The sequence below is a fragment of the Streptomyces sp. NRRL WC-3549 genome, assembly GCF_000721935.1.
Taxonomy (GTDB): domain Bacteria; phylum Actinomycetota; class Actinomycetes; order Streptomycetales; family Streptomycetaceae; genus Streptomyces.
The window spans coordinates 223,030-234,341 of record NZ_KL585381.1 but is presented as its reverse complement, the minus strand read 5'-3'; the positions used below and the strand labels follow the sequence as shown (position 1 = coordinate 234,341).

Sequence of the window (11,312 nt, the reverse complement as noted above, 5' to 3'; positions counted from 1 at the left end):
TGCCGGCGCGGGAACGGCGGGCCGGCGCCTGGCCAGCAGCGTCCACACCCCCAGTCCGAGCACCAGCACCGACCCCGTGCCGATCCCGGCGGCGGCCACCGTCGTCATGGTGCCGCTCCTCTCGGCCTGCGGGGCGCTCTGCCCGCTCCGGGCCATGTCCCTGTCCCCGTCGGTGACCCCGAAGATCCCCGCGCTCCCGGCGTAGGGCCCGGAGCGGGCCTCGCCGCGGACGCTGACCCTGAGGGTCAGACCGATGGGGTCGTCCCCGTAGTGCTCGGCGACCGCCGGATCGAGCGTCACCGACAGGTAGTACCAGCCGGCGAACCGCATGGCGCCGACGGCCGAGGCGGAGGCGTGGCGGTTCTCGTACGCCACCGGGGGAAGCGGCCTCAGGGAGACCGAGACCGGCTTCCCCGAGTACGACGCGGTGGTGCCGTCGACGTGCCCGAGCGCCGGGTTGTCGAGCGCCACCGCCAAGGCGTTGCCGTGGTACTCGGTGGACTTGTTGTCGTTGCTGAGCGCGGCCGTCGCGAAGATCTGCTGGCCCCAGTCCACGGGCACCCGGTAGAAGCGCGTCTGGCCCGGGGCGACGGTGTCCGCCCACACGCCCGTCTCCAGGCTGGTGGCCTCGTAGTAGCTGCTGCCGCCGGACCGCTTCCGCCGGCCCGTGGGCGGGACCGGTGAGGCCGACGGCCAGTTCTCGGGTGCCGCGGTCGGCTGCGCCTGGCCGGACTTCGTCGCCGGTTCGGAGGTGAAGCGCAGCTCCAGGTCCCATTCGGCGGGGGACGAGGTCGGCTTGCTCTCCCGCTCGACCAGGACGTTGTAGGTGCCGGCCGCGTCGCACGGGTCGGTACTGCCCTTCTCCACCGTCCGGGAGGCGTACGCGGCGATGGGACGCGGGAACTCCGCCGGCCCGAAGGACGCGTCCCCCGATCCGCACCGGGTGTCGTCCAGGTTGCGGATGCCCACGGTGATGCCGTCCCCGTACGCGACCTGCCCGGCCTTCGGCACGGCGACCGCGGAGACGTAGGCGTTGGTCCTGTCGTCGAGCTCCACGCGGTAGTAGAGCTTCTCGCCCGGCTTGATCGAGCTGCGGTGGACCGATCCCGGCGTCAGCTCCTCGGCCTCGGAGTTGCTCTCCGCGCCGCGCACCGTCTTCGCCGCCGGGTCGAAGGCGTACGCCTCCGGGCCGGTCGCCGCCAGCGCCTGTCCCGGCAGCATCGCCGCCGCGCACATCGCCGCGGCCGCCGCCGACGCCACCCGGCCCCTGCTGCGCTGCCTGTTCACGCGCTTCCCCTCGTCGTCTGCCTGTCCGACCGGCGCCGGCTGCGTAGGACGAGCCCCGCGGATCGGAACGACCAGGGCGCCCCCTGCGCCCGCGGTCGCGATGCCGGTCCATCCTGCCCCGCCCGTACCACTGCTGTCTGCGGGCGGAGGTGAATCACCGCTCCTGCCCGGCTCCGGCCCCACGGACCGCGCGCCGCGGCGGGATCAGCGCGCCGGTCACCGGGGGTCCGGCCCGCGCCTCGCTCTCGCACGGCGGATGAGGTGCCGGGGCGAACTCATGAGCACGCTCCCCACGGTCCCGCAACAGGAGACCGGACAGCACAGGGCCCCGGCCGCTCAGCGACCGGGGCCCGTGTTCAGACTGTTCCGTCTCACACACCCGAACCTGCGGGCACGGAGTCGGTCGCCTCCGTCCACAGATCCTGCTCGGCGCGATCCGCCTGGATCTGGCGGTACACGAGGAGCCCGCCGATGGCGGCCAGTGCGACCAGGAGAAGCTTCTTCACCGCGCGACCTCGTCTTTCCTTGACGTAAGGGACTTCTGCCGCCCGACTATACACACCGGCCGATACCGTTCGGTGACCTGCCCGGGGCCCTGTGACCGACCTGTTTCAAGGGGTCTCACGGCGGTGCGCGGGGCCCGTGGAACAGGTTCCCGGAGCCGGTTGCACCAGAAGAGTGGTGTTCATCGGAAGATCGGCGAAGCGCGGGCGTCGGAACCCCGATTCACGGACCGGATCCACATCATCAGAAAGGTAAGCAAACCGGACCACCTGAAAGCGAGGGGCCATGAGCAGCTTCAAGGCCAAGAGCATCTGGACCGCCTTCGTCACCGCCTTCTTCGCACTTCTCGCGTCGCTGGGCCTCGCCTCCGCCCCGGCCATGGCCACGGAGCCGGCGGCCACGCCCCAGGAGCACACGGCGGCGACCCCGGCAACCGTGCCCGCCCCGTCCGCGCGATGGACTTTTCCGCGTGACAGGGCACTGCCGCCCACGATGAAGCAGCGCATCCGCGCCGAGGCGCACGGTTCCTCGCCCGCCACCCGGCAGCTGACCACCGACTCCGTGAACACCGCCCGCACGACGCTCGGCGCCCTCGCCGCCCTCGGTCCGGCACCCGCCCGGGACTCGACCCCGCTGCCACCCTGAGAGCCCCGCGGCTGACTCCGCAAGGCCCCTGGACCGGATCACTCCGGCAGGGGCCTTCTTCATGCCCGGAGAGAGCCTCGCCCTCCTGGGAGACAGGAGACGACGGCGGGGGGCCCGCCCCGGCGAAAGCCCCCCTGATCGCGGTGGCGCCGAACCCTCTCCCCGCCGAGGCGCGGTCCGCTCTCTTGGTCGGTACAAGAAGGACGGGCCCCTCGTCCGGCACCGAGTGGCACGAAAGGCCCGGCAGACGCCGAAGGCCCCCACCGAACCGGTGGGGGCCTTCGTGCTGGTGGGGCTAACAGGATTTGAACCTGTGGCCTCATCCTTATCAGGGATGCGCTCTAACCAACTGAGCTATAGCCCCGCCGCGCTGTTGTGCGTCGCGCTGACTTCTGAAGATTAGCGCACGTCGGGGCCAGTCCCAAAATCGGTTACCCGGCGACCTACTCGTCCTCGGCGAGAGTCAGCTCGACCCCGCCCACGAAGCCGGCCGACAGGTTGTAGATGAACGAGCCCAGCGTCGCCAGCGCGGTGGCCAGCACCACGTCGATCACCGCGATGACCGAGGTGAAGATGAGGACGCGCGGCAGCGAGAGGAACGACTGCAGATCGAAGCCGTTGCTCTCGTTCGAACCGGTGGCCTCGCTGATCGTGCCGCCGACCGTCTCGAAGACGCCCATGGCGTCCATGACCATCCACAGGACGGCCGACGCGACCACCGTGCAGATGCCCAGCGCGATGGACAGCAGGAAGCTGACCTTCATCACCGACCACGGATCGGCCTTCGCCACCCGCAGACGGGCCTTGCGGGTACGCGGAGTGGTCCGCGCCCCCGTCCGGGGCAGACGGGTCGCCTGCGCGCCCTCCGCGCCCCGTGCGCCCCCCTGCGGGCCGACGCCACCCTGCGTACCGCCCACGGGGGTCGGGTACGCCTGCGGCGGGTGGTAGGGCCCCGCCTGGCCCGCTGCGGGCTCGCGTTCGCCGGGCAGTGGCCCGGTCGCGTAGCCCTCGTACTGGGGCTGAGGTCCCCGAGTGTCCGTCACAGTGCCCCCTTGGGAGTCCGTGGCAGGGCCACGGGCACCGTTCGCGCCTGCTCCCGAAGCGGCCGGACCGGCGCCCGTGGCTCCACTCACGCTCTACTCCTCGTGCTCCCCGGCCGAAGGCTCCATGCCCTCGGCCACGCTCTCGGCATGGGCCTCGACCGTGTCGCCTTCGGCCCCTTCGGTCCCCTCGACCTCTTCGGCCTCACGACCCGCCTCGGCGTTGCGCGCGATGCCCACGACGGCATCACGCTTGCCCAGATTGATCAGTTGGACGCCCATGGTGTCACGGCCCGTCTCCCTGACTTCACTGACTCGCGTACGGATCACACCACCGCCGAGCGTGATGGCGAGGATCTCGTCCGTCTCCTCCACCACCAGCGCGCCCACGAGGGATCCCCGGTCCTCGACGATCTTGGCAGCCTTGATGCCCAGACCGCCACGGCCCTGGACGCGGTAGTCGTCCACGGCGGTCCGCTTCGCGTACCCGCCGTCGGTGGCCGTGAAGACGAACGTACCGGGCCGGACGACATTCATCGAGAGCAGTTCGTCGCCTTCGCGGAAACTCATGCCCTTCACCCCGGACGTCGCACGGCCCATCGGACGCAGCGCGTCGTCCGTCGCCGTGAACCGGATCGACTGGGCCTTCCTGCTGATGAGCAGCAGGTCGTCCTCCGCCGACACCAGCTCCGCACCGATGAGTTCGTCGTCCGCGCCGCTCTCCGTCTCCCGGAGGTTGATCGCGATGACACCACCGGAACGAGGCGAATCGTAATCCTTCAGCGACGTCTTCTTCACCAGACCGCCCTTGGTCGCCAGGACCAGGTAGGGCGCCGCCTCGTAGTCGCGGACGGCCAGGATCTGCGCGATCTGCTCGTCCGGCTGGAACGCCAGCAGGTTCGCGACGTGCTGGCCGCGCGCGTCCCGGCCGGCGTCCGGAAGCTCGTAGGCCTTGGCCCGGTAGACCCGGCCCTTGTTCGTGAAGAACAGCAGCCAGTGGTGGGTCGTCGACACGAAGAAGTGGTCGACGATGTCGTCTTCCCTGAGCTTCGTGCCCCGCACGCCCTTGCCGCCCCGCTTCTGCGAGCGGTAGTCGTCCGTCTTGGTGCGCTTCACATAGCCGCCACGACTGATCGTGACGACGATGTCCTCCTCGGCGATCAGGTCCTCGACGGACATGTCGCCCTCGAAGGGCACCAGCTTGGAACGCCGGTCGTCGCCGAACTTGTCGACGAGCGCCGCCAGTTCCTCGCTGACGATCTTCCGCTGGAGCTCCGGCGAGGCCAGGATCGCGTTGTACTGGTCGATCTTCGCCTGGAGTTCGTCGTGCTCCGCGGTGATCTTCTGGTGCTCCAGCGCGGCCAGCCGGCGCAGCTGCATCTCCAGGATCGCGTTGGCCTGGATCTCGTCGATCTCCAGCAGGCCCATCAGGCCCTCACGCGCGATCTCCACCGTGTTGCTGCGGCGGATGAGGGCGATGACCTCCTCGATCGCGTCGAGCGCCTTGAGGAGGCCGCGCAGGATGTGCGCCCGCTCCTCCGCCTTGCGCAGCCGGAAGCGCGTGCGCCGGACGATGACCTCGATCTGGTGGGTCACCCAGTGCCGGATGAACGCGTCGATCGACAGGGTGCGCGGCACACCGTCGACCAGCGCCAGCATGTTCGCGCCGAAGTTCGTCTGCAGGTCGGTGTGCTTGTAGAGGTTGTTCAGGACGACCTTGGCGACCGCGTCCCGCTTGAGCACGACGACCAGGCGCTGGCCGGTACGCGAGGACGTCTCGTCGCGGACGTCCGCGATCCCGCCGATCCTGCCGTCCTTCACCAGGTCGGCGATCTTCTGCGCGAGGTTGTCGGGGTTGGTCTGGTACGGCAGCTCCGTGACGACCAGGCACTGCCTGTTCTGGATCTCCTCGACCGCGACGACCGCCCGCATCGTGATCGAGCCGCGGCCCGTGCGGTAGGCGTCCTCGATCCCGTTGCGGCCCACGACCAGCGCGCCCGTCGGGAAGTCCGGGCCCTTGATCCGCTCGATCAGGGCGTCCAGGAGCTCGTCGGGGGCGGCCTCCGGGTGCTCCAGGTACCACTGGGCGCCCGCGGCGACCTCGCGCAGGTTGTGCGGCGGGATGTTGGTCGCCATGCCGACCGCGATGCCCGCGGAACCGTTCACCAGGAGGTTCGGGAACCGCGCCGGCAGAACCGTCGGCTCCTGGTTCCGGCCGTCGTAGTTGTCCTGGAAGTCGACGGTCTCCTCGTCGATGTCCCGGACCATCTCCATGGACAGCGGCATCATCTTGCACTCGGTGTACCGCATGGCCGCGGCCGGGTCGTTGCCCGGGGAACCGAAGTTGCCGTTGGAGTCCACCAGCGGCATCCGCATCGACCACGGCTGCGCCAGCCGCACCAGTGCGTCGTAGATCGAGGAGTCGCCGTGCGGGTGGTACGTACCCATGACGTCGCCGACGACGCGGGCGCACTTGTAGAAGCCCTTCTCGGGCCGGTAACCCCCGTCGTACATCGCGTACAGGACCCGGCGGTGGACGGGCTTGAGGCCGTCCCGCACGTCGGGCAGCGCACGCGAGACGATGACGGACATCGCGTAGTCGAGGTAGGAGCGCTGCATCTCCGTCTCGAGCCCCACGGGCTCGACACGCATGCCCACGCCCGGAACGGCGGGCACCTCTTCAGGCATCACAGGGGAGTTCTCGTCGGCCATTACTGGTCAAAATCCTTTCGGGCTGCGGCTGGCTGGTACGGCCGACTCAGATGTCGAGGAAGCGGACGTCCTTGGCGTTGCGCTGGATGAACGAGCGCCGCGCCTCGACGTCCTCGCCCATCAGCACGGAGAACAGGTCGTCCGCCTGCGCCGCGTCGTCCAGCGTGACCTGACCCAGCACACGGTGGTCGATGTCCATCGTGGTGACGCGCAGCTCCTCGGCGTTCATCTCACCGAGACCCTTGAAGCGCTGGATCGAGTCTTCCCTGATCCGCTTGCCGTTCTGCTTGCCGAGGGCCACCAGGGCGTCGCGCTCGCGGTCGGAGTAGGCGTACTCGAAGTCGTCGCGGCCCCACTTGATCTTGTAGAGCGGCGGCCGCGAGAGGTACACGTGCCCCGCCTCGACCAGCGGGCGCATGAAGCGGAAGAGGAACGTCAGCAGCAGGGTGTTGATGTGCTGGCCGTCGACGTCGGCGTCCGCCATCAGGATGATCTTGTGATAGCGGAGCTTCTCGATGTCGAAGTCCTCGTGGACACCGGTACCGAACGCCGAGATGAGCGCCTGGACCTCGGTGTTCTGGAGGATCTTGTCGACCCGGGCCTTCTCGACGTTGAGGATCTTGCCGCGGATCGGCAGGATCGCCTGGTACATCGGGTTGCGGCCGGACTTCGCCGAACCACCGGCGGAGTCACCCTCGACGATGAAGATCTCGCACTTCGTCGGGTCGTTGGACTGGCAGTCACTCAGCTTGCCCGGCAGCGAGGCGCTCTCCAGGAGCCCCTTGCGACGGGTCAGGTCGCGCGCCTTGCGGGCAGCCACCCGGGCGGTCGACGCGGCGATGCCCTTGCGGATGATGTCCGCGGCCTCGTTCGGGTTCCGGTCGAACCAGTCCGTCAGCTGCTCGTGGACGACCTTCTGCACGAAGGTCTTGGCCTCCGTGTTGCCCAGCTTGGTCTTGGTCTGGCCCTCGAACTGCGGCTCGCCCAGCTTCACCGAGATGATCGCCGTCAGACCCTCGCGGACGTCCTCACCGGTGAGGTTGTCGTCCTTCTCGCGCAGCAGCTTCTTGTCGCGCGCGTACCGGTTGACCAGCGAGGTCAGCGCCGCACGGAAGCCCTCCTCGTGCGTACCGCCCTCGTGCGTGTGGATCGCGTTGGCGAAGGAGTAGACGCCCTCGGTGTACTGGGTGTTCCACTGCATGGCGATCTCGACCGAGAGGAGGCGCTCCTTGTCCTCCGACTCGATGTCGATCACCGACTGGTGGATGACCTCGCCCTTGCGGGAGTTGAGGTACTTGACGAAGTCGACGATGCCGTTCTCGTAGTGGTACGTGACCGAACGCGTCGACTCCTCCTCCGGTACCTCGACCGCCTCGGCGCTGTCCGCGCCGGCCGTCGCCCTGGCCGACGCGCGCTCGTCGGTGAGCCGGAGGGTGAGGCCCTTGTTCAGGAACGCCATCTCCTGGAAGCGGCGCGAGAGGGTCTCGAAGGAGTAGTCGGTGGTCTCGAAGATGTCCCCGTCCGCCCAGAACGTGACGGTCGTACCGGTCTCCTCCGTGGCCTCGTGACGGGCCAGCGGGGCTGTCGGGACACCGAGCCTGTAGTCCTGGGTCCAGCGGTAGCCGTCCGTCTTGACCTCCACGGACACCCGTGTGGACAGGGCGTTGACGACGGACACGCCCACACCATGCAGACCGCCGGAGACGGCGTAACCGCCGCCGCCGAACTTGCCGCCGGCGTGCAGGACGGTCAGCACGACCTCGACGGCCGGCTTGCCCTCGGACGGCACGATGCCGACCGGGATACCGCGGCCGTTGTCGACCACGCGTACGCCGCCGTCGGCCAGGATCGTCACATCGATGGTGTCCGCGTGGCCGGCCATCGCCTCGTCGACCGAGTTGTCGACAACCTCTTGCACGAGGTGGTGGAGGCCGCGCTCACCGGTGGAACCGATGTACATACCGGGTCGCTTGCGGACCGCGTCCAGGCCCTCGAGGACCGTGATCGCGCTGGCGTCGTACGAGGGGGAGTCCTCGCTCTGCGCACCGGCTGTGGACGGAATGTTCTCGTTGGGGTTGCCGGAATCGGCCACGAAGCGCCCTTTCTGGCACAGCACAGGCCGTTCTCCGGGCAGGCGGGAGCGGCTGCGTCGTTCGGCTTGTATCGACGACTCCCGCACGAAGCGGGATTGTGTGCCCAGTCTACCGGTAGCGCTGACATGAATGGGGGTTTGCCGGTACCTGAGTACGCATGTGCCGCCCTGAATGACCGGCTGACGACTCCCCATATTCAGGATGGGGGCCCGGGAGGCTCACGCAGGCATTGAGCGCTTCGGGCTGTCAACCTCCCGCTACGGTGAGGGACGCCTCACCGGCGTCGGCCGGTGCGAACCGGCGCAGACCACACATCCCGGCGGAACACCGGGGGTCCCGGAGCCCGTGGCGGTACGGGAGACGGGGCGACGGAGAGGGAAACGCGCAGGTCAGCCGTAGGTGTCGCCCGGTCCCCGGCTGCCGGGGGCCCGCAGCGGGCCGAAACCCCGCTGCGGGCCTCCGGGACCCAGCACCTTGATCACGCGCACCGTGCCGTGGCCCAGATCGGTGTTCAGCCGCGCCACCAGCTGCGGGGCGAGCAACCGCAGCTGCGTCGCCCACGCCGTGGAATCGCAGCTCACCGTGAGGACCCGCTCCTGCGGATCCTCGTCATAGCGCACCGGCACACAGTGCTTGGCGAGGTCGTCCCCGACGATCTGCGGCCACCGGCCCATCACACCGCCCACCGCGGCCGGCGTCTCCCAGCCGCGCTCCGTGATCAGCCGGTTGATCGCCGAGCCCAGCGCCAGCGGGTCACGCCCGTCGGACCGGGCTCCCGACCGCAGGCCGCCCCCGCGTCTGGCCTGATTTCGCTGTTGCGCGGCCGTGCCCCGGGCCCGGGCCTGCTCCTTCGCCGCCCGCAGCGCGACCCGCGCCAGGTCGACACCCGACAGCTCGGGCTCCTTCCCCCCTGGGGACGCGGGCCCGGCCGGCCCGCGTGGGGCCTCGGACGGACCGCTCACAGCCGCTCCACCGCGCCCTCGGACACCGCATACCGCGTACCCGACAGGACCCCGGGGACGTCGTCGTCCACCGCCGCCGTCACCAGCACCTGCTCGCCGGGGGCCACCAGCTCGGCCGCTCGCGGCGGCGGGTGTCGAGCTCGGCGAACACGTCGTCCAGGATCAGCACCGGCTCGTTGCCCTCGCCGCGCAGCAGGTCGTACGAGGCCAGCCGAAGCGCCAGCGCGTACGACCAGGACTCACCGTGGCTCGCGTACCCCTTGGCGGGCATGCCGCGCAGCCCCAGCACCAGGTCGTCCCGGTGCGGGCCCACCAGCGTCACGCCCCGCTCGATCTCCTGCTTGCGGGCCCCGGCGAGCGCCGCCATCACCTGCTCGTACAGCTCCTCGCGGCTACGGGAGGCCGCCCCCTCGGGTCCGACGGAGCTGCGGTAGTCCAGCGCCACCGGGCCGCCGCCCGGGGCGACGTCCGCGTACGCCTTGTCGGCCAGCGGCTGCAGGGTCGCGATCAGGTCCAGCCGCTGGACGAGCAGCTCGGCGCCGACCCGGGCGAGGTGCTGGTCCCATACGTCGAGGGTGGACAGGTCCATCGACCGTCCGCCGTGCCGGCGGGCCATCGCCGTGGACTTCAGCAGGGTGTTGCGCTGCTTCAGCACCCGCTCGTAGTCGGACCGGACGCCCGCCATGCGCGGGGAACGTGCGGTGACCAGCTCGTCGAGGAACCGGCGGCGCTCCCCCGGGTCACCCTTCACCAGGGCCAGGTCCTCCGGGGCGAACAGCACGGTCCTGACTATCCCCAGGACGTCACGGGGCCTGACCTGGGAGGACCGGTTGACGCGTGCCCGGTTGGCGCGGCCCGGGTTGAGCTCCAGCTCGATCAGCTGCGAGCGCTCGCCCTGGGTGACCGCGGCCCGGACGACGGCGCGCTCCGCGCCCATCCGCACCAGCGGGGCGTCGGAGGAGACCCGGTGGCTGCCGAGCGTCGCGAGGTAGCCGACGGCCTCCACCAGATTGGTCTTGCCCTGGCCGTTGGCCCCCACGAACACGGTGACGCCCGGGTCGAGAGGGACCTCGGCCCGGGCGTACGAGCGGAAGTCGGCCAGCGAGAGATGCGTGACGTGCATGGTCGCCGGCCTTCCCGCTTTCCTGCTTCGTGCTCTGCGTGTGCTGGTGTGACTACTTCTTGTTCTCGACCGCGTGGCCGCCGAACTGGTTGCGCAGCGCGGCGATCATCTTCATCTGCGGGGAGTCGTCCTGGCGCGACGCGAAGCGCGCGAACAGGGACGCCGTGATCGCGGGCAGCGGCACCGCGTTGTCGATGGCCGCCTCGACCGTCCACCGGCCCTCGCCCGAGTCCGCGGCGAAACCGCGCAGCTTGTCCAGGTGCTCGTCGTCGTCCAGCGCGTTGACCGCCAGGTCCAGCAGCCAGGAGCGGATGACCGTGCCCTCCTGCCAGGAGCGGAAGACCTCGCGCACGTCCGTGACGGAGTCGACCTTCTCCAGCAGCTCCCAGCCCTCGGCGTACGCCTGCATCATGGCGTACTCGATGCCGTTGTGGACCATCTTGGCGAAGTGGCCGGCGCCGACCTTGCCCGCGTGGACGGAACCGAAGTCGCCCTCCGGCTTCAGCGCGTCGAAGACCGGCTGGACCTTGGCGACGTTCTCCTCGGTGCCGCCGTACATCAGGGCGTAGCCGTTCTCCAGGCCCCAGACGCCACCGGAGACGCCGCAGTCCACGAACCCGATGTCCTTGATGCCCAGCTCGACGGCGTGCTTCTCGTCGTCGGTCCAGCGGGAGTTCCCGCCGTCCACCACGACGTCGCCCGGGGAGAGCAGCTCGGCCAGCTCGTCGATGGTGGACTGGGTCGCGGCACCGGCCGGGACCATCACCCACACGACGCGCGGGCCCTTGAGCCTGCCCACGAGCTCTTCGAGGCTGTGGACATCGGCGACGTCCGGATTGCGGTCGTATCCGATGACGGTGTGGCCTGCGCGGCGGATGCGCTCGCGCATGTTGCCGCCCATCTTGCCGAGACCGACGAGACCGAGCTCCATCAGAGATTCCTTAAG

The 11,312-nt window shown here is 69.8% G+C and carries 8 protein-coding genes, 1 tRNA gene and 1 pseudogene; 1 reads left to right on the top strand and 9 read right to left on the bottom strand.

Going from position 1 to position 11,312, the window contains the following annotated elements:
• Together IH13_RS0101315 and IH13_RS40295 are read right to left on the bottom strand one after the other, a co-directional pair.
• Window positions 1-1,287: hypothetical protein (locus IH13_RS0101315; protein WP_063837383.1), on the bottom strand; the 1,287-nt coding region annotated here is incomplete at its 3' end.
• A 371-nt stretch (window positions 1,288-1,658) separates the two neighbouring features.
• Window positions 1,659-1,793, bottom strand: a complete 135-nt coding sequence (locus IH13_RS40295) for a DLW-39 family protein (RefSeq protein WP_003958712.1) — start codon at window positions 1,791-1,793, stop codon at window positions 1,659-1,661.
• Window positions 1,794-2,076: 283 nt separating this feature from the next.
• On the opposite strand from IH13_RS40295, the gene IH13_RS0101305 reads away from it, so the two are divergent.
• Window positions 2,077-2,436, top strand: a complete 360-nt coding sequence (locus tag IH13_RS0101305; RefSeq protein ID WP_031080285.1) for a DUF6344 domain-containing protein — start codon at window positions 2,077-2,079, stop codon at window positions 2,434-2,436.
• A gap of 287 nt (window positions 2,437-2,723) precedes the next feature.
• Here the strand turns inward: IH13_RS0101305 and IH13_RS0101300 are convergent.
• The 7 genes and pseudogenes from IH13_RS0101300 to gnd form a co-directional block, all read right to left on the bottom strand.
• Window positions 2,724-2,800: transfer RNA gene (locus tag IH13_RS0101300), tRNA-Ile, on the bottom strand.
• Window positions 2,801-2,879: 79 nt separating this feature from the next.
• Window positions 2,880-3,479 carry a DUF3566 domain-containing protein gene (locus tag IH13_RS0101295; RefSeq protein ID WP_031080284.1) on the bottom strand — a complete coding sequence of 200 codons (600 nt, stop codon included), beginning with the start codon at window positions 3,477-3,479 and terminating at the stop codon, window positions 2,880-2,882.
• A 93-nt stretch (window positions 3,480-3,572) separates the two neighbouring features.
• A complete protein-coding gene (gene gyrA, locus IH13_RS0101290; protein ID WP_031080282.1) occupies window positions 3,573-6,188 on the bottom strand; it encodes a DNA gyrase subunit A in 2,616 nt (871 codons plus the stop codon).
• 46 nt (window positions 6,189-6,234) lie between these two features.
• On the bottom strand, window positions 6,235-8,304 hold the full coding sequence (gene gyrB / locus IH13_RS0101285) for a DNA topoisomerase (ATP-hydrolyzing) subunit B (RefSeq protein WP_031080280.1): 2,070 nt from the start codon (window positions 8,302-8,304) through the stop codon (window positions 6,235-6,237).
• A gap of 366 nt (window positions 8,305-8,670) precedes the next feature.
• A complete protein-coding gene (locus IH13_RS0101280) occupies window positions 8,671-9,243 on the bottom strand; it encodes a DciA family protein (RefSeq protein ID WP_037840636.1) in 573 nt (190 codons plus the stop codon).
• Window positions 9,240-10,366, bottom strand: a pseudogene (gene recF / locus IH13_RS36485) (DNA replication/repair protein RecF). The gene IH13_RS0101280 and the pseudogene recF overlap by 4 nt, the downstream one beginning before the upstream one ends.
• A gap of 52 nt (window positions 10,367-10,418) precedes the next feature.
• The gene (gene gnd / locus IH13_RS0101270; protein ID WP_031080277.1) at window positions 10,419-11,297 is read right to left on the bottom strand and encodes a phosphogluconate dehydrogenase (NAD(+)-dependent, decarboxylating); all 879 of its coding nucleotides are present in this window, start codon (window positions 11,295-11,297) and stop codon (window positions 10,419-10,421) included.
• Window positions 11,298-11,312: the final 15 nt, after the last annotated feature.